Genomic DNA, 17,524 nt, shown 5'->3' on the forward strand with positions numbered 1-17,524 from the left:
CGCCTGCGCCGTCGCTACGCCACCTGCTTTCACCTGCTGCCGCCTGTCGCCGGGATGCGTGAAGGGCGGCGTCGCCGCTGGGGTGGATCGCGCGGTCGTCGCCCGTTGTCACGGGTTGCGGCTCGCGCGGTCTCGCCGCCCGGGTCTGCTGCGGCTTGCGCCCTTCACCAGCGGTCTACCCGCGGCCCGTTGACAGCCTCGATCCACCGCCGAAGACGCAGGATGAGGCCGCGTTGGCGCCCATCCACCGCTGCCGCCGAGACCAGATGCTGCGCGCCGTCGAAAGACGGTAGGTCCATCACCTCAGAGGGCTGAGGGACCGCGAGTGCGTCATGAGCCAAATCCGCTGCCAGCGGCGCCACCTGACCGAGCGTCAAAATGCGAGCGCCGTGCTTCTTCGCGTCGGCCACACGTTCCAGCACCGCTGATTCCGGATCGTCAGCGGCGACAAGCAGCACGGCATCGCTTCGCCCGGCCGAACTGATTCGATCAAGACCGACACTGAGTTGGGTCGGCGCACCCGCCTCCGGAGCTGCCCGCACCAGTGTCGGAACCAACTGGTCCAGCCCGAGCAGCCGTGCATCCTCCGACAGGTGAGCCGTCATGTGCCACGGCTCCGCGTCGCCCGGCCCAACCAGAAGCAGGCCTCCGACCTGCCGCGGAGCCGCACGCAGCGCTGCCGCGAAGTCATCGGCCTCGTCCAGCCACGCACGGCCGCGTCCGGCCTCGAGCAACTCGCGCAGTATTCGCGCCTCGGACCGGTCCATGGTGCCTATCGTGCCGTACCTCGCGCGTGTACGGACACTGTCGGAACGAAGCCCGGAGCTGGAGTTGCGGCTTGGAAGCCGAGAAAGGCCGCCGCAATGCAACGGTCCTCTTGGTTGGTCCCGCTCACCGAGGATCACCGGATCCCCAGTCGAGACCGACTTGAATCGCGGGTGGGCGTCGAACCCACCCGCGATCCTGTCGGCCGGTATCCGTCGCTGTCCGCCTTTAGCGGCAAGCCGCAGGCACGCGGAAGCGAGCGGCCCCGGGTGCTACCTGGAGCCCGCCAGAGCTCAGTGGAAGCTGTTCTCCGGCCCCGGGAACGCCCCCGCGACCACATCCGCGGCGAACGCCTGCGCAGCACCCGCCAACACGCCCCGCATATCCGCGTAGCGCTTCGCGTGCTTCGGCGCGTTCCCCGCCGTCATCCCCGCCATATCGGTCCAGACCTGGACCTGGGCGTCGCAACCGACGCCCGCGCCGATACCGACGGTCGGGACGTGCAGCAACTCCGTCACCCGCCCGGCCAGCTCCGCCGGCACGAGCTCCAGCACGACCGCGAACGCCCCCGCCGCCTCCAGCGCCTTGGCGTCGGCGAGCAGGCGCTCCGCCTCCTCCTCGCCCCGCCCCTGCACCCGGTAACCGCCCAGGACGTTCACCGACTGCGGAGTCAGGCCGATGTGCGCCATGACCGGTATCCCGGCCTGGACCAGCGCCTCGACCTGGTGCAGCACCCGGCGGCCGCCCTCGAGCTTGACCGCGCCGACGCCGGCTTCCTTCAGAAACCTCGTCCCGGTCTCCAGGGCCTGACGCGGAGAGGACTGGTATGAGCCGAACGGCAGGTCCGCGACGATCAGCGCGCGCTTCGTGCCGCGCACGACCGCCCCGGACAGCGTGATCAGCTCCTCGACCGTCACCGGAACGGTGTTGCTGTACCCGAGGTGGTTGTCGCCGGCCGAGTCGCCGACCAGCAGCACCGGGATCCCGGCCTCATCGAACACGCCCGCGGTCATGGCGTCGTAAGCGGTGAGCATCGGCCAGCGCTCGCCGCGCTGCTTCGCCAGCGCCAGATCGCGCACCGTCACCCGGCGGCCGGTACCGGTCGAGCCGTTGTACAAGGTGAGCTTCGGTTCGCCGGAAGCCCCGGCGGAGGAGGAAACAGGCTCATTGGTTATAGACATGGCCAAGTGCTCCTTGAGAGATGATCTCGTGGCGCCATTCGGCGTCCCCGGACTGCTCGGATCGTCTCACTTCCGCCCCGCTGGCGCCAGACGGCCCAGCGGTCAATTCGAGATCACTAGCTCCAGAACTTGAACAGCGAAAGACCTTGGCCCGGGCCCGCGTCCGGCTGCTGCCCCCACTGCAGGATGTCCTCCACCAGCGTGGAGAAACCGTCCCGGACCGGCGGGAACGCGAACAGCAGCAGGAGTACCGCGAGGATCCCGTACGGGCGGATCGGGTCGAGCGCCCGCCGCGTCTCGTAGCGCAGATAAGGCTCGATGATGCCGTATCCGTCGAGGCCGGGCACCGGGATCAAGTTCAAGATCGCCACTGCCACCTGCAGATAAGCGAAGAATGAGAGTCCCGCCCAGAACGCCCAGTGCGGCGCGAACTCGTCGATCTGGCTGAAGCTCCCGAAGGAGACCGTCGGCGCGAACAGCGCGATCAGCGCCATCGAGATCCCCGCCGCGGCCACGTTCATCAGCGGCCCCGCCGCAGACACCAGCGCCGCCCCGCCACGCGTCCGGATCGCAGCCCGGTTCACCAGCACCGACCCGCCCGGAAGGGGGAGTCCTCCGATGATCAGATAAATCGCAGGGAGGAGCAGTGACAGCACCGGGTTCACGTACCGCAGAGGGTTGAGATCCAGGTAGCCGCGGGCCGCGATCGACGTGTCGCCCCCACGGTGCGCGGTGTAGGCGTGCGCGAACTCGTGCAGGCACAAGACGGTGAAGAACAGGCCGAAGACGAAGACGAACACCGCGAAGCGGGAGCCCGAGCCCAACCAGGAAGCCACGCCGCCGGTCACCGTGGCCGCGACCACCACCAGGAACACCGTGCTCACAGTGTTCCTGTGCGACCCGCGGGAGCTGAAGGCGCCCAGCCCCGCTCCACGCTGCCCCGGAAAATTCATGTCCACCTCGCCGCTACGACGGCCGCACGGCCGTTGCCTTCATCGTAGCGATCGTGCACTTCCCGAGTCGCGGGCGTGAACAGATAGCTCCTATTCAGAGCCGAGCACACCGTTCCCGAAGCCGCCGAGGGTGCAGTACCGTTCGGCACAGCAAGCCCCACAGACTCACGCCAGGAGCGAGGGAGCCCCTATGGCCGTCAACGGTGCCGCGGTATTCACAGAGATCCGCTCCTTACTCGAGCGCGTCGAGGCCACCCAGCAGGACGCGGTGGCACAAGCCGCCGACCTGATCGCCGACAGCCTCGCCGCCGAGGGCGTGCTCCACATCTTCGGGACCGGTCACTCCGAGGCCCTCGCCATGGAGCTCAGCGGCCGTGCGGGCGGCCTCATCCCCACCAACAAACTTGCACTACGCGACTCGGTGCTTCTCGGCGACCTGCCCACCGAGGCCCTTGCCGACCCGAAGGCCGAGCGTGATCCCGAACTTGCCCGCAAGGTGTGGGAACTCGCCCCCATCAAGGCCGACGACGTCGTGCTGATCGCGTCGCAGTCCGGCGGCAACGGCTCGACCGTCGAAATGGCGCTCATCGCGAAAGCGGCCGGTCACAAAGTGATCGCGCTGACATCGCTCGCACACTCCCGAGCCATCACCTCGCGCCATCCCTCTGGTAGCCGGCTCTTCGAGCTCGCGGACGTCGTCATCGACAACGGCGCTCCCCACGGTGACGCCATCCTGCCGATGCCCGACGGCAGCGCCGTCTGTGCTCTCTCGTCGATTGCCAACGCCGCGATCGCCCAGGCCATCGTCGCGGAAGTCACCGGCAGGCTGCTCGATCGCGGCGTGGAGCCGCCGATCTACCGTTCGGCCAATGTCGAGGGAGGCGACGTGCATAACGACTCCTGGGAAGCCCGCTATGCCGGACGTATCCGGCGTAGCGCGTACTGACCCTCGCTGTTGCAGCGATGTGGCGGCTGGGCGCGTTGAAGCGCGTCCCAGCCCCAATGCAGGCACTCAGTACCGGAACTGGATGTCTCCCGGCGCGCCCCGGTGCCGGGAAGACGGGTTGTACGGATGCGGGATCGAGCTGAAGCGAGGAATGAAGACGTCCTCGCCTGTACGGTCGCCGGGCAGCGAACGCAGCGCGAGCCGGTACTCGTCGACGAGGGCGTCATAAAGCGGGGTGTTGCGCAGAAAGACTCGATCAGAACCAGGTGGCACGGGTCGGGCTTGAGCGGCGGAGAGGCGCGAGGCTGTCACGCCGTGACTAACGAACCGCCGAGTCCGACCGGTACTCGGCCGTTCGGGTGATCCTGCGCAACTCCCGGGTCAGCACACCTCGGGGATGAGGTCCGCGATCGACTTCACGACTCTGGACGGGCGATACGGGAACCGCTCGATGTCGCTCTGCTGCGTGATCCCGGTCATCACCAGGATGGTTTCCAGGCCCGCTTCGATGCCGCACTTGACGTCGGTGTCCATACGGTCGCCGATCATGGCCGTCGACTCCGAATGGGCCTTGATCTTGTTCAGTCCTTCGCGCATCATCACCGGATTCGGCTTGCCGACGAAGTACGGCTCAACGCCGGTCGCCCGGGTGATCAGGGCCGCTACGGAACCGCACGCCGGCAGCGCGCCTTCCAGGGAGGGCCCGGTCGCGTCGGGGTTCGTCGCGATGAAGCGAGCTCCGCCGTCGATCAGGCGGATGGCCCGCGTGATGGCCTCGAAGCTGTAGGTCCGGGTCTCGCCCAGCACGACATAGTCCGGGTCGGACTCGGAGAGCGTGTACCCTGCCTCGTGCAGGGCCGTTGTCAGCCCGGCCTCGCCGACCACATAGGCCGAGCCGCCCGGGCGCTGCGAGTCGAGGAACTGCGCCGTGGCCAGCGCGGACGTCCAGATCGACTCTTCCGGCAGATCGATGCCGGTGGCCAGCAGCCGCGCCCGCAGATCCCGCGGCGTGTAGATCGAGTTGTTGGTCAGGACGAGGAACGGCACGCCGCGATCTCTGAGCTTGCGGATGAACTCGTCGGCTCCCGGAATCATGCTGCCCTCGTGGATCAGCACGCCGTCCATGTCCGTCAGCCAGGTCGCCACCGGCTCGCGGTCCTTCACCCTGCTCTCCTCTCCGGCGGCGGACTCCGCCGGGTTCGATAATCGACGAAGAAGACGGCCTGGGCACCCCGGTCCGGCGGGCGAGACCACTTCTCGGTGCATTATTCCGCGCCCGGTAGCTCGCATGTTCACACGTACCAGGAAGCGGAACGCGCCGCCACCTTGACAAAATCAAAGGTTGGCGGCGCGTTCGAAGGATTAGCGCCGGTACGCGTGTCGCCTCTCGGCGAGTGGCTCGGCGCGGCTCCAGCCAAACGGTATTCCGCGCCGGCTATAGGTGAGGCCCGGGGACATCGTACGTACCGGCCTATCGAGGCTAACACAGGTGAGACGATCAGCGCACGGTGCGCTGAGCGGTCAGCGCCCGCCGCGCATCGCGCCCGAAGCGATGACCTGGCTCGCGAGGATGCTGGCGGCCTCGGCCTCTTCTATCAAGGTGTCGCCCTCCTCTATTGACGTGTCGTCAGTCGACATCGAGGTGGTCTCCGCCGGGGCGGTGGACGTGTTCTGCGAGGGGATCGCATGCTCCTGCGGGGAAGCGAAGCTCGAGTGCTCCTGGTGCGGATGCGGGTGCAGCAGAGCATGCTCGAGATCGTGCAACCTGAAGTGGCGGTGGCCGTCGTCGTTGAACATGTGCGCCCAACGCCGCGCGTCGAGGTACCTCAGCAGCGGAATATGGCGGATCTCCAGCGAGAGCAGGATCCCCACCGTCGCCACAGACGCGACCATCAGATCGCCACAGCCTGCGATAGCGCCGATCGCCGCGGCCCCGAAGATCGATGCGGCCGTGGTCACGCCGTGGAGGATTTCCCGCTCCTGGTCCTGCTGCTTGACCGACTGCCGGAAGCAGAGCCCGCCACCGATGAACCCGATGCCGGTCACGGCACCGCCCAGGACCGCGGGGTAGTGCGGTGCGACAGTGCCTATCAGTGCGGCGCTAAGGCCGATCATGGAGAAGGTCCGGTCTCCTGCGGGCGCGCCGCGCACTTCGCGTTCGAAGCCGAGGACGAATGTCAGGGCCCAGCCGATGGCGATGTTGATGGCCGCAGCCCACTCTGGACTCTGCATGTGCGCGCCTCCCCTTAAGGCCGGTCGTGTCGCGATCCGCGATCCACGGTGTGCCGCTGGCGCAGCATTGTAGAGCTCAACCTTACCCCGGTGGGGCACAACCGTACCCTTGCAAGCCGAGGCGGGAACTGGCGTATGGGTATGGCTTTCGAAAAGATCGCCTAACGTGGACGCCATGCGAAGAGTTCGGCTTCGAGCGTGTGCTCAGCCCTTGGTGCATTGGGTCTGGCGCCAGGCGACGGAAACCGGGAAGATCACCAGCGGTTCCCGCGCCGCCCGCCGCTTCGCCTTCTTCGGCGACGGCAGCGCGATCGCCTTCCCGCAGGGCACGCTGCTCGGAGAGCGGTGGATCTCAGTCGGCCACTTCACTCTGATCGGCCCGCACGTGACGATTTCCGCAGGGTTCGTTCCCGAGCGGGACCTCGGACCGCACCCCATCGTCCGGATCGGAAGCGGAGTCGTACTCGGCCGTGGAAGCCACGTCGTCGGCCACCAGTCCATCGAGATCGGTGACGACGTGTACACCGGCCCGTATATCTACGTCACGGACCAGAATCACGGTTATGCCGACCCGGACGTCCCGATCGGCAAGCAGTGGCCGATCAACGAGCCCGTCTCGATCGGCTCCGGCTGTTGGATCGGAACGGCAGCCGTGATCCTGCCCGGCGCGAAACTAGGCCAGAACGTCGTCGTGGCCGCAGGGTCGGTCGTTCGAGGCACCTTCCCCGACCACTGCGTGGTCGCTGGAGTGCCGGCGCGGATCGTCCGCAGACTGGACCCGGACGGTGAATGGCGCACGGTCGGCAATGGCGCGCGCGGCGAAGCCGCTGAACCGGCTTCGAACGGCGGGCATAGCCAGTGAAAGTGCAGGTCGCACGCGAGTAAGACGGCGGCCGGGACCAATACGGGTAGAATGCCGTTACGTGCGCTTTCTGAATGAGATCAACCCGCAGTACGACCTCACCTACGATGACGTCTTCATGGTTCCCGCCAGATCCGACGTCGGTTCGCGTCTAAGCGTCGACCTCGCCACCGCCGACGGCACCGGGACCACGATCCCGCTCGTCGTCGCGAACATGACCGCGGTCGCCGGCCGACGGATGGCGGAGACGGTCGCGCGGCGTGGCGGCCTCGTGGTCATTCCGCAGGACATTCCGCTCGACGTGGTCGCGGACGTCGTGTCATGGGTCAAGTCGCGGCACGTTGTCTACGAGACCCCCATCACCGTCAGAACCACGGATACCGTGGGCGACCTGCTGAATCTTCTGCCGAAGCGTGCGCATGGCGCGGCGGTGGTCGTCGACGGAGAGCGGCCGATCGGTGTCGTCACCGAGGCCGACTGCCTGGCTGTCGACCGCTTCACGCAGGTCGGCCAGGTCATGTCGCGCGAGCTGCTGGCAGTACCGCACGGTATCGCGCCCGAGGAGGCGTTCGAACGCCTCAGCAAGGGACATCATCGACTCGCTCCCGTCGTCCGGGAGGACGGCCGTCTGGCGGGCCTGCTCACGCGCGAGGCCGCGCTCCGGGCGACGCTGTACACGCCCGCGGTCGACGCGCAGGGCAGGCTGCGTGTGGCCGCTGCCATCGGCGTCAACGGGGATGTGGCCGGCCGGGCGAAGGCACTTCTCGAGTCGGGCGTGGACGTGCTCGTCGTGGATACCGCGCACGGGCACCAGGAGAAGATGATCTCGGCGCTGCGTGTGGTGCGCGGACTTGATCCGCAGGTGCCGATCGCGGCGGGCAACGTCGTCTCCGCTGCGGGTGTCCGCGACCTCGTGGAGGCCGGCGCCGACATCATCAAGGTCGGGGTCGGTCCCGGTGCGATGTGTACGACGCGCATGATGACGGGCGTCGGCCGACCGCAGTTCTCTGCGGTGCTGGAGTGCTCCGCGCAGGCGCGGGCCCTTGGAAAGCACGTCTGGGCGGACGGCGGCGTTCGCCACCCGCGGGATGTGGCGCTCGCGCTCGCGGCCGGCGCGTCGAATGTCATGGTCGGTTCCTGGTTCGCGGGCACCTTCGAATCCCCTGGAGACATCCAGAAGGACGGTGACGGGAGGCTGTACAAGGAGAACTTCGGGATGGCCTCAGCCCGCGCCGTGAAGCTCCGCAGTGCCGAGGACTCGGCGTTCGAGCAGGCGCGCAAGGCGATCTTCGAAGAGGGGATCTCGACGTCTCGGATGTACCTCGACCGGCGGCGCCCCGGCGTCGAAGACCTCATCGACTCGATCGTCGCCGGCGTGCGGTCCTCGTGCACTTACGCGGGTGCGAAGTCGCTCGGAGAGTTCCACGACCGCGCTGTCATCGGAATCCAGAGCGCCGCCGGGTTCGGCGAAGGCAAGCCGCTGCACAGCAGTTGGTGACTTGAGTTCCCACGGCCTGGGATGTTGCAACGGGTGCGGGCCGTTCGCTGAGCTTGAAACTGAGTGCTGTGGTCGCCGCTAACGGCGACCACAGCACTCTTCGGTGCGCCCGGTTTTTGGGCATGCCGAAGACGCGTCGGTCTCCCCATGGTCGGAGACCGACACGTGCACCGCGTGCATCAGCCGGAACGATCCGGAGTGCACAGGCCCGCTCGAGCGGGCCCGGCGTGCCGACGGGGCGCGTTCCCAGGTCGTGACCCGGGCAGCCGCCACCGCCGGCGGCCCCACGTGCGGAGCTGGAGCTTCGGCTCCAGCCGGAACTCGGGCTCCAGCTCCGCGTGAATCCCCCTCGCTGAGCGCCGCATGCGGCCCGGATGATCGGGCTGCGGGCTGCGGCGCCCTCGGGGGCCGGAGACCCGGAGGTCCCCGATTCCGGATCGCTCCGGCTGATGCGTCCAGCACCGCCACCGCACGCCGAGCGGCCGTCTCGCCGTTCGGTGGTGGGCTGGATACCCCCGGCGGGGCGCGGATGCGCCTAGCCGGAGGACGTTGGGTCGTGGGCGGGCCGCTTACTGCTGCGAACCGTCGCCCTGCTCGCTGCCGTCGGTCAGCGCGAAGGCGACCGTGGGCGAGTCGGCGCCCTCGAAGTGGTCGTCGCCGCTGTATTCGGCGGAGATCGTGTGCCGACCGAGCGGGACGCTGATCTGCTCGCTGGCCTGGTCGCGGGTCACCTCGACCGGGGGCTGGGCCTTGCCGTCCACGATGAAGGTGACCTCGCCGGTCAGCGCGGGCCGCCTGGTCTTGCCCTTGCCCTTGCGGCGCCCCGTGCCCTTGCGGTGGCCGGTGCCCTTGGACTTGCCCTTCCCCTTCACCGTGCCGGTCTGGCTCCCGTCCGCGCCGGTGCCGCTCCGGGTCTCGGGCGTGGCGCCCGGCTGCTCCGGGGTCGAATCCGGCGCGCCCGCCGAGTCGCCCGGGAAGTCCGGGTCCTGCGGGGAGCCGGGGGTGGCGACGCCGTCGCGCGGGGTGATCCGCGCGGTCACGGTGAACGGCTCGCCGGGCTGCGCGCTCTGCGGCAGGTGGACGACGACGCTGGTCGCCGTCTCGCCCGTGGTGCCGCCCCCGGTGTCCGCGGCCATGGCGGCCACCGGCGCGACCAGGGCGGCCGTGCCGATGACGGACACGGCGACCGCGCGATGGAACATACGGGACATCTCGTACCTCCTTCGTTCCTCGCCGCCCCGCCGCGGGTATTCCGCGGGAAAACGGGGCGACAGGACCACGATCCCAGCGCTGACCTGCGGATACATCGAGCATCTGGCGTATTTTCAGTACGCGGTTCGGATAGCTCCGAACGGGGCCGGGCTGACGGCGATGGACCGAGGGATTCACCCGGAGGGGTGTGCGTGAACGGAGGGGAGTCGAACTATAGTTCTATCCATGGTGCGGCGGACACCGTCCCCGGGCGCGGTTTGCTCGGACTTCTCCGGATTCGCCGTCCTGGTGGGCAAAGCTGTGGCACAGTGGGCTGGACCTGGTCCTGGACCTGGACCTGCGCGACACAGGGCTCTGCCGACGGCGTCAGCCTGGCCGCGAGGCCCGGTTGCGCGGCGGCGGGACACGGCGCTCCGTCGTCTCGGCGACGGCCGGGTCGTATCGTCCTGGCGACGGCGGCCCGCCGGGCGGCGGATCGCGGAGGCGGGACGGTGCCCAGCGGGTCGGGCGGTCTTGTCGGTAGCGGCCGGTAGCCTCGGCACAGCGACCTTGAACCGGCGGTTTTCGATATCACGGAGGCAGAGGAACGATGGCGGTAGGAACGGACCGCGAGAAGGCGATTGACGCCGCGCTCGCGCAGATCGAGCGGCAGTTCGGCAAGGGCTCCTTGATGCGCATGGGTGACAAGACCAGGACGCCGATCGAGGTCATCCCGACCGGGGCGATCGCGTTGGACATCGCCCTCGGAGTGGGTGGGCTGCCGCGTGGCCGAGTCATCGAGATCTACGGGCCGGAGTCGAGCGGTAAGACCACGGTGGCACTGCACGCCGTGGCCAACGCCCAGCGGGCCGGTGGGCTCGCGGGCTTCATCGACGCCGAGCACGCGCTCGACCCGGATTACGCCAAGGCGCTCGGCGTGGACACGGAGAATCTGTACATCTCGCAGCCGGACAACGGTGAGCAGGCCCTGGAGATCGCAGACACGCTGATCCGCTCCGGCGCTCTGGACATCATCGTCATCGACTCGGTGGCCGCGCTGGTGCCGCGGGCCGAGATCGAGGGCGAGATGGGCGACTCGCACGTGGGTCTGCAGGCGCGGCTGATGAGCCAGGCGCTGCGCAAGATCACCGGCGCGCTCAACCACTCGAGGACGACCGCGATCTTCATCAACCAGCTGCGCGAGAAGGTCGGCGTGATGTTCGGCTCGCCCGAGACGACCACCGGTGGTCGGGCGCTGAAGTTCTACGCCTCCGTGCGGCTGGACGTGCGCCGGATCGAGACGCTCAAGGACGGCCAGGAGGCGGTGGCCAACCGCACCCGGGTCAAGGTGGTCAAGAACAAGGTCGCCCCGCCGTTCCGGCAGGCCGAGTTCGACATCGTCTACGGCGAGGGGATCAGCCGCGAGGGCGGGCTGATCGACATGGGCGTGGAGCACGGCTTCGTGCGCAAGTCGGGAGCCTGGTACACCTACGAGAGCGGCCAGCTCGGGCAGGGCAAGGAGAACGCGCGCACCTACCTGAAGGACAACCCCGACATCGCGAACGAGATCGAGAAGAAGATCAAGGAGAAGCTCGGCGTCGGGCCTCGCCTGGACGCGCCGGCCGAGGACAAGCCGGCTGCCGGCGCCACCGAGGCGCTGCCCCGGCAGAGCGCGCCCGAGCCCGCGGCCAAGACCCCGCGTGCCTCACGGGCGAAGGCGGCCGCCGTGGCGGACGCCGCTGAGTGACGGCTGAGTAGTGCCTAGGAAGTGGCCGGGGCGGATTCCGGAGCGCCGAGACGAGCAACCGGAATCCGCCCCGCAGGATCCTGACGCCCTGGCGCGGCGGCTGGTGCTGGACGCGTTGTCGCGTTCGGCCCGGACGCGAGGCCAGCTGTCCGAGCTGCTCGAGCGCAAGGGCGTGCCCGAAGAGGCCGGCGAGGCGGTGCTCGATCGGTTCGCGGAACTGGGCCTCGTCGACGACGCGGCGTACGCGGAGGCGTTCACCCGCTCACGGCACGAGCACAGGGGTCTGGGCAGCAGGGCCATCGCCTTCGAACTCAGACGTCGGGCGGTGCCGGACGAACTGGTGCAGGAGGCCGTCTCCGTGCTCGACGCCGATCAGGAGCAGGAGACGGCGTCGCGCTTGGCGAAGGAGCGGCAGGCCCGGATGGCGTCGCTGCCGCGAGAGGTGCAGACGCGTCGGCTCGCCGGCTTCCTTGCGCGCAAGGGGTACGGCGGGCAGATCGTCGGTCGAGCGGTGCGCGAGGCCATGGCGGCGGCGGACGAGCGTGGCGACTACTCGTCCGGCGATGCCGAGGGGATGGGGGACTTCGACGTGGTGGACGACGGCCTGGAGGGCTGAGTTCAGCGACGAGTGAGAGTGGCGGCTCGGCGAGGCATGACGCGGCCGGGGCGGACGGGAGGCCGCAGCCGGGGCTTCGTCTGGCGGCCGGGGAGACGAGGCCAGGAGGATGCGGCCGGGGTCGCCGTGTCGGAGGTCGGAAGGCGCGGCGAGGGCTTCGTCTGGCGGCCGGGGAAGCGAGGCTAGGAGGATGCGGCCGGAGTCCTGCGTCAGGCGATCGAGGGGACGCGCGCTGGGCGCCGTCGGGCGGTGAGAAGGCCAGGAGGCCGCGTCAGCAGCCACCGCGTCAGCAGCCGCCAGAGCAAGCCCAGGGCGGGTCAGGAGACCCACGAGGACGGCCGGCAGGACCGTGCTCGGGACCGACCGGGACCGCAGCTGCGTCAGGAGGTCGCGGGGGCCGGCCACTTGCCGACGACCGGGAGCTGCGCCTTGACGCCTTCGGGGCCGAGGGTGGAGTTGAAGATGGCGCGCCAGGTGCCGTTGGCGACGGCGGTGGTGAGGATCGTGTTGATCGCGTCGCGGAGGGCGTTGTCGCCGAGGGGGAGGCCGATGCCGTAGTACTGGATCGAGGCGTTGGTGTTGACGACGCGCAGCTTGGTCGGGTCCTGGTTGAGGTAGCCGAGGAGCAGGGCGTAGTCGCTGTAGACGACTTGCGCTTGGCCTGCCTTCACCGCGTCCACGCACTCGCTGTACGTGTTGCGCACGACCGGCTTGTTCAGGGTGACGCCGGCGACGGTGGTGGAGTTGCTGACCTCGCAGACGTCCGTGTCGCTGTTGATCGAGTCGATGCCGGTGACCTGGGTGTTCGACTTCGCGACCAGGATCGCTTCCGGGGTGGTGAAGTACGGGCCCGCGAAATAGACCAGCTTGGCGCGCTCGGCGCTGTAGCTGTAGGAGGCGACGACGAGGTCGACCGTCTTGTTCTCCAGTTCCGTCTCACGGTTCTGTGACGCGACCGTGGTGAACTGGATCTGGTCCTGGGAGAAGCCGAGGCCGGCCGCGACGAGGCGGGCGATGAGGATGTCGAAGCCGCTGTAGGAGTTCGTGGCGGAGCTGAACGTGCCGAGGCCGGGCTGGTCGGCCTTGACGCCGATGATGATCTGGCCCTTGTTGCCGTTGCGGGCCTTCATCGCGGTCCAGGTCGGCGAGTTCGGCAGGCTCGCCGCGGCGTCCACCGGGAAGTCGCCGGTGGTGGCGAGGGGGGAGATGGTGACGCAGCCCTCTGTCACCGCTGCGACACCCAGACCTACGGCCAGGCCGAGGAAACCCCGTCTGCGCACCGCTTTCCACCCCTTACCGACACCGATTCGGCCGCCCCTTACGGTCTTGGTTCTGAAAGGTAGCGTGAATCAGTGCCGCGCGTCACCCTGGATTGTCACGGAATTATAACGGACGAGGTCGGTCGCGCAAAGACCTATCCTGGAGGCATGGCGCTGCAAGAAGACGTGAAGAGCTACGACATCCGCACCTACGGGTGCCAGATGAACGTGCACGACTCCGAGCGGCTGGCCGGACTCCTGGAGGCGGCCGGCTACGTGCGGTCGGACCCGGGTGCCGAGGCGGACGTGGTCGTCTTCAACACCTGCGCGGTCCGGGAGAACGCGGACAACCGGCTCTACGGCAACCTCGGGCACCTCGCCTCGGTCAAGGCGCGCAAGCCGGGGATGCAGATCGCCGTGGGCGGCTGCCTGGCCCAGAAGGACCGCGGCGAGGTGCAGCGCCGGGCGCCGTGGGTGGACGTGGTGTTCGGCACGCACAACATCGGCTCGCTGCCGGTCCTGCTCGAGCGTGCTCGGGTGCAGGAGGAGGCGCAGCTCGAGATCAAGGAGTCGCTCGAGGCGTTCCCGTCGACGCTGCCCACGCGGCGTGAGTCGGCCTACGCGGCGTGGGTCTCGATCTCCGTCGGATGCAACAACACCTGCACTTTCTGCATCGTGCCGTCGCTGCGTGGCACGGAGAAGGACCGGCGTCCCGGCGAGATCCTCCGGGAGATCGAGGCGCTGGTGGCGGAGGGTGTGGTCGAAGTCACGCTGCTCGGCCAGAACGTGAACTCCTACGGCGCTGAGTTCGGCGACCGCGAGGCCTTCTCCAAGCTGCTGCGCGCCTGCGGCGAGGTCGACGGGCTCGAGCGGGTTCGGTTCACCTCCCCGCACCCGCGCGACTTCACCGACGACGTCATCGAGGCGATGGCGCAGACGCCGAACGTGATGCCGTCGCTGCACATGCCGCTGCAGTCCGGGTCCGACTCCGTGCTGCGGGCGATGCGCCGCTCGTACCGGCGCGACCGCTACCTGGGCATCATCGGGCGCGTGCGGGAGGCCATTCCGCACGCGGCGATCACCACCGACGTCATCGTCGGGTTCCCGGGCGAGACCGATGCGGACTTCGAGCACACGCTCGACGTGGTCCGGGAGGCTCGGTTCGCCTCGGCGTTCACCTTCCAGTACTCGAAGCGGCCGGGCACGCCTGCGGCCGACATGGACCAGCAGGTGCCCAAGGAGGTCGTGCAGGAGCGCTACGAGCGGCTGGTGGCCCTGCAGGAGGAGATCTCCTGGGCGGAGAACCGGGCGCTGGTGGGCACCGAGGTCGAGCTGCTCGTGGCGGAGGGCGAGGGGCGCAAGGACGGCGCTACGCGTCGGCTCTCAGGGCGTGCCCGCGACAACCGGCTGGTGCACTTCGGCGTGGGCGAGACGGCGCAGGCCGATCTGCCGCGGCCGGGCGACGCGGTGACAGTGGTCATCACGCAGGCCGCTCCGCATCACCTGATCGCGGACGGTGTGGCGGGCGACGCGGCGGTCGCTGTGGCGAGCACGGCGGGTACGACGAGCGAGGCAGACGCGGCGGCCCACGGCTCGGTGTCGGCGATCCGGTCGCTGCGGCGGCTCCGGTCGGGCGACGCTTGGGAGCGGCGGCAGGCGGCGCCGGCCGAAGAGCCCCCGAAGCCTTCCGTCTCGCTGGGGATGCCGTCTGTCGGCGTGCCTGTGCCGCTTCCGGCGGCGCCGACCTGCGGCTGAGCTGCTGCTACTCCGGCCCTGTACGAACGGTGCTGCACCAACGGTGCTGCACGAACGGTGCCGCGTCGCGCGTGGCGCGACGCGGCACCGCGGCAGGTGGTCAGCCGGTCAGCTGGAGGGCTGCTCGGGGCCGTTCTTCCCGGAGGAGTCTTCGGCCGCGCCGGGTGGCTTCGTGGGCGGGGACGGCCGGTCGGTGGCCTGTTGCTCGCCGTTCTGGCCGAGAAAGCCCTTGGCCTTGCCCACGCTCGAGTGGATCGTCGAGGCGTACTTGCCGCCGGTCTTCTCGTCGACGTACTTGCCGGCGCTGCCGAGGCCGCTCGCGACCGCGGACTTGGCGGAGTCCAGCTTCTCGTTGGCGGGCCCGGACAGGTCGTTGGCCCGGTCGGTCAGCTCCCGCATCTTTCCCTTGACCGAGTCGAGGACGTTCATCGGCGAGCTCCCTTCGGTGCCTGGACGGTCGGCACGACCATCGGTATCAGGCCAGCGTATGTCCGATTCGCCGGGTTCGCGCTGCGGCTCGCGGCAGGGACCTCGCGGCAGGGACAATGGATCGCGTGATACATCCCCTCGTGATCGCCGTGGTCGGGCCGACCGCGGCCGGCAAGTCGGACCTGGGCATCGCGCTGGCGCGGGAGTTCGGCGGCGAGGTGGTGAACGCCGACTCGATGCAGCTCTACCGCGGGATGGACATCGGCACGGCGAAGCTCAGTGAGGCCGAGCGCGGCGGTGTCGCGCACCACCTCCTCGACATCTGGGACGTGACCGAGCGTGCCGCCGTCGCCGAGTACCAGCGGCTTGCCCGCGCCGAGGTGGACGCGCTGATCGGGGCCGGGATGGTGCCGGTGCTGGTCGGCGGGTCGGGGCTGTATGTGGACGCGGTGCTGGGCGGGTTCGAGTTCCCGGGCACCGATCCGGTACTGCGCGCGGAGCTCGAGGCGCGGCTGGAGCAGGAGGGCTCGGCCGTTCTGCACGCCGAACTGGCCGCTGCGGACCCGCGGTCGGCCGAGGCGATCCTGCCGTCGAACGGGCGGCGTATCGTGCGTGCGCTCGAGGTCGTGCGGCTGACGGGCGAGCCGTTCCGCGCGTCGCTGCCGGAGGCCGGCGGGCATTACCCGGGGGCTGTGCGCGTCGGGCTCGGGGTGGAGAAGACCGAGCTGGACGACCGCATCACCCGGCGGGTCGAGGTCATGTGGGAGCTGGGACTGGTCGACGAGGTGGTGCGGCTGATCCCGGAGGGCCTGCGCGACGGCGAGACGGCGAGCCGGGCGCTCGGCTATCAGCAGGTGCTGGACTTCCTCGACGGGCACTGCACGGAGCAGGAGGCGCGGGATCAGACGGCGCTGCGCACCCGCCAGTTCGCGCGGCGGCAGGAGAAGTGGTTCCGACGTGCCAAGGAGACGGTCTGGCTGGCGCGGGATCGCAGCGACTTGGTGTCGGCGGCGGCACATGCTGTCGGTGCTGCCGCGTAGCATGGCGCCATGGATCGGTTCACCGCGGGTCAGAGCATCCGGTACACCAAGGGCCACGGCGCCGAGAACGACTTCGTCATCATCGAGGACGTCGACGCCGCCTTCGATCCCGACGCGGCGTGGGTCGCCGCGGTCTGCGATCGGCGGGCCGGGATCGGTGCCGATGGGCTGCTGCGCGTGGTGCCGACGAAGTCGATGCCGGGGTACGAGGCGGATTCCGCGCAGGCGGACTGGTTCATGGACTACCGCAACGCGGACGGGTCGATCGCGCAGATGTGCGGCAACGGGGTGCGGGTGTTCGCGCGGTACCTGGTCGAGCAGGGGCTGGCCGAGCCGGGGCGGTTCGCCGTCGCGACGCGCGGTGGCGTGAAGCCCGTGGTGGTGCCGACGGATGGGGCCGGTGACGTCACGGTGAGCATGGGGCGCGCGGTGTGGCCGGAGGGCAATGCCGAGGTGCTGGTGGAGGGGGCGTGGCTGCCGTCCGTGAACGTCGATATGGGCAACCCGCACGCGGTCGTGTTCGTCTCCGACGTGGCGCAGGCGGGTCCGCTGACGCAGCGGCCGCAGCTGCGTCCGGAAGAGGTGTATCCGGAGGACGTGAACGTCGAGTTCGTGGCGGCGATCGGGCCGCAGTGGATTGACATGCGCGTGTTCGAGCGCGGGGTCGGCGAGACGCGCGCGTGCGGCACGGGTGCGTGCGCGGCGATGGTGGCCGCGGCACGGCGGGACGGGGCGGCGCCGGGGACGGCGTACGAAGTGCGGCTTCCGGGCGGCGTGCTGAGCATCGTCGAGCACGAAGACGGCGGGATCGAGATGACGGGGCCGGCGGTGCTGGTCGCGCGCGGGGAGCTGCTCGCGGGATTTCCCTTCGGCGGAAGCGGAAACTGAGCACGGGGTAAGGGTGGCGAGCCGGGTGGGGCGAGTGAGTGGTGAGGCCGGCGGAAGCCGACAGCCGGGCGGTCAGCGGGTGTCGGCGTGTCGGCGGCACTGGCAGCGTCAGCGGTGGAAGCGCGCCGCGGATACGGTGAAAGAACCCTGAATCAGTCTGCC

Annotated in this window: 17 protein-coding genes; 8 read left to right on the top strand and 9 right to left on the bottom strand. The window is 69.3% G+C overall.

The annotated features are described in order from the left end of the window. Positions 1-164: 164 nt before the first annotated feature. The 3 genes from ACTRO_RS31945 to ACTRO_RS31955 all read right to left on the bottom strand — a co-directional run bounded on the left by ACTRO_RS31945 (position 165) and on the right by ACTRO_RS31955 (position 2,830). Positions 165-767 (bottom strand): hypothetical protein, encoded by a 603-nt coding sequence (locus ACTRO_RS31945; protein ID WP_034269123.1) that lies wholly within the window; start codon positions 765-767, stop codon positions 165-167. 291 nt (positions 768-1,058) lie between these two features. Continuing rightward, the gene (gene panB / locus ACTRO_RS31950) at positions 1,059-1,946 is read right to left on the bottom strand and encodes a 3-methyl-2-oxobutanoate hydroxymethyltransferase (protein ID WP_034269126.1); all 888 of its coding nucleotides are present in this window, start codon (positions 1,944-1,946) and stop codon (positions 1,059-1,061) included. A 116-nt stretch (positions 1,947-2,062) separates the two neighbouring features. Then, a complete protein-coding gene (locus ACTRO_RS31955) occupies positions 2,063-2,830 on the bottom strand; it encodes a site-2 protease family protein (RefSeq protein WP_051451709.1) in 768 nt (255 codons plus the stop codon). 259 nt (positions 2,831-3,089) lie between these two features. On the opposite strand from ACTRO_RS31955, the gene ACTRO_RS31960 reads away from it, so the two are divergent. Continuing rightward, positions 3,090-3,845: a sugar isomerase domain-containing protein gene (locus ACTRO_RS31960; RefSeq protein WP_034269129.1), complete on the top strand. Its 756-nt coding sequence runs from the start codon at positions 3,090-3,092 to the stop codon at positions 3,843-3,845. Positions 3,846-3,911: 66 nt separating this feature from the next. Here the strand turns inward: ACTRO_RS31960 and ACTRO_RS47645 are convergent, their stop codons facing one another. The 3 genes from ACTRO_RS47645 to ACTRO_RS44235 form a co-directional block, all read right to left on the bottom strand. After that, the gene (locus tag ACTRO_RS47645; protein WP_157436568.1) at positions 3,912-4,118 is read right to left on the bottom strand and encodes a hypothetical protein; all 207 of its coding nucleotides are present in this window, start codon (positions 4,116-4,118) and stop codon (positions 3,912-3,914) included. Positions 4,119-4,226: 108 nt separating this feature from the next. After that, a complete protein-coding gene (locus tag ACTRO_RS31965) occupies positions 4,227-5,009 on the bottom strand; it encodes an HAD-IIA family hydrolase (RefSeq protein ID WP_034269132.1) in 783 nt (260 codons plus the stop codon). A 357-nt stretch (positions 5,010-5,366) separates the two neighbouring features. Then, positions 5,367-6,077 carry an MgtC/SapB family protein gene (locus ACTRO_RS44235; protein WP_051451710.1) on the bottom strand — a complete coding sequence of 237 codons (711 nt, stop codon included), beginning with the start codon at positions 6,075-6,077 and terminating at the stop codon, positions 5,367-5,369. 214 nt (positions 6,078-6,291) lie between these two features. Here ACTRO_RS44235 and ACTRO_RS31975 point away from each other — a divergent pair, with 214 nt between their 5' ends. Beyond that, a complete protein-coding gene (locus ACTRO_RS31975) occupies positions 6,292-6,939 on the top strand; it encodes an acyltransferase (protein WP_034277650.1) in 648 nt (215 codons plus the stop codon). Positions 6,940-7,000: 61 nt separating this feature from the next. Next, entirely contained in the window at positions 7,001-8,437 is a 1,437-nt protein-coding gene (locus ACTRO_RS31980) for a GuaB1 family IMP dehydrogenase-related protein (RefSeq protein ID WP_034269134.1), read from the top strand. 569 nt (positions 8,438-9,006) lie between these two features. Here ACTRO_RS31980 and ACTRO_RS31985 read toward each other — a convergent pair. After that, entirely contained in the window at positions 9,007-9,648 is a 642-nt protein-coding gene (locus ACTRO_RS31985) for an Ig-like domain-containing protein (protein WP_157436569.1), read from the bottom strand. Positions 9,649-10,238: 590 nt separating this feature from the next. Here ACTRO_RS31985 and recA point away from each other — a divergent pair. Both recA and ACTRO_RS31995 read left to right on the top strand, forming a co-directional pair. Beyond that, on the top strand, positions 10,239-11,375 hold the full coding sequence (gene recA / locus ACTRO_RS31990) for a recombinase RecA (RefSeq protein ID WP_034269139.1): 1,137 nt from the start codon (positions 10,239-10,241) through the stop codon (positions 11,373-11,375). A gap of 10 nt (positions 11,376-11,385) precedes the next feature. Next, positions 11,386-11,991 carry a regulatory protein RecX gene (locus tag ACTRO_RS31995; protein WP_084316669.1) on the top strand — a complete coding sequence of 202 codons (606 nt, stop codon included), beginning with the start codon at positions 11,386-11,388 and terminating at the stop codon, positions 11,989-11,991. A gap of 380 nt (positions 11,992-12,371) precedes the next feature. Here the strand turns inward: ACTRO_RS31995 and ACTRO_RS32000 are convergent, their stop codons facing one another. Continuing rightward, positions 12,372-13,271, bottom strand: coding sequence for a transporter substrate-binding domain-containing protein (locus ACTRO_RS32000; RefSeq protein WP_051451712.1), 900 nt, complete (start codon positions 13,269-13,271; stop codon positions 12,372-12,374). 147 nt (positions 13,272-13,418) lie between these two features. On the opposite strand from ACTRO_RS32000, the gene miaB reads away from it, so the two are divergent. Beyond that, positions 13,419-15,005 carry a tRNA (N6-isopentenyl adenosine(37)-C2)-methylthiotransferase MiaB gene (gene miaB / locus ACTRO_RS32005; protein ID WP_034269142.1) on the top strand — a complete coding sequence of 529 codons (1,587 nt, stop codon included), beginning with the start codon at positions 13,419-13,421 and terminating at the stop codon, positions 15,003-15,005. 108 nt (positions 15,006-15,113) lie between these two features. Here miaB and ACTRO_RS32010 read toward each other — a convergent pair whose 3' ends face one another. After that, positions 15,114-15,434: an antitoxin gene (locus ACTRO_RS32010; protein WP_051451713.1), complete on the bottom strand. Its 321-nt coding sequence runs from the start codon at positions 15,432-15,434 to the stop codon at positions 15,114-15,116. 116 nt (positions 15,435-15,550) lie between these two features. Here ACTRO_RS32010 and miaA point away from each other — a divergent pair, with 116 nt between their 5' ends. Beyond that, the gene (gene miaA, locus ACTRO_RS32015; protein ID WP_034269145.1) at positions 15,551-16,474 is read left to right on the top strand and encodes a tRNA (adenosine(37)-N6)-dimethylallyltransferase MiaA; all 924 of its coding nucleotides are present in this window, start codon (positions 15,551-15,553) and stop codon (positions 16,472-16,474) included. Positions 16,475-16,483: 9 nt separating this feature from the next. After that, on the top strand, positions 16,484-17,362 hold the full coding sequence (dapF, locus tag ACTRO_RS32020) for a diaminopimelate epimerase (protein ID WP_034269147.1): 879 nt from the start codon (positions 16,484-16,486) through the stop codon (positions 17,360-17,362). The last annotated feature ends 162 nt before the right edge of the window (positions 17,363-17,524 follow it).

This window comes from Actinospica robiniae DSM 44927, assembly GCF_000504285.1.
Taxonomy (GTDB): Bacteria; Actinomycetota; Actinomycetes; order Streptomycetales; family Catenulisporaceae; genus Actinospica; species Actinospica robiniae.

Bases quoted from the DNA above. Each gene is read 5' to 3' on its own strand.
- ACTRO_RS31945 (WP_034269123.1), bottom strand. From the start codon at position 767: ATGGACCGGTCCGAGGCGCGAATACTGCGCGAGTTGCTCGAGGCCGGA.
- panB (WP_034269126.1), bottom strand. From the start codon at position 1,946: ATGTCTATAACCAATGAGCCTGTTTCCTCCTCCGCCGGGGCTTCCGGC.
- ACTRO_RS31960 (WP_034269129.1), top strand. From the start codon at position 3,090: ATGGCCGTCAACGGTGCCGCGGTATTCACAGAGATCCGCTCCTTACTC.
- ACTRO_RS44235 (WP_051451710.1), bottom strand. From the start codon at position 6,077: ATGCAGAGTCCAGAGTGGGCTGCGGCCATCAACATCGCCATCGGCTGG.
- ACTRO_RS31985 (WP_157436569.1), bottom strand. From the start codon at position 9,648: ATGTCCCGTATGTTCCATCGCGCGGTCGCCGTGTCCGTCATCGGCACG.
- recA (WP_034269139.1), top strand. From the start codon at position 10,239: ATGGCGGTAGGAACGGACCGCGAGAAGGCGATTGACGCCGCGCTCGCG.
- miaB (WP_034269142.1), top strand. From the start codon at position 13,419: ATGGCGCTGCAAGAAGACGTGAAGAGCTACGACATCCGCACCTACGGG.
- ACTRO_RS32010 (WP_051451713.1), bottom strand. From the start codon at position 15,434: ATGAACGTCCTCGACTCGGTCAAGGGAAAGATGCGGGAGCTGACCGAC.
- miaA (WP_034269145.1), top strand. From the start codon at position 15,551: ATGGATCGCGTGATACATCCCCTCGTGATCGCCGTGGTCGGGCCGACC.
- dapF (WP_034269147.1), top strand. From the start codon at position 16,484: ATGGATCGGTTCACCGCGGGTCAGAGCATCCGGTACACCAAGGGCCAC.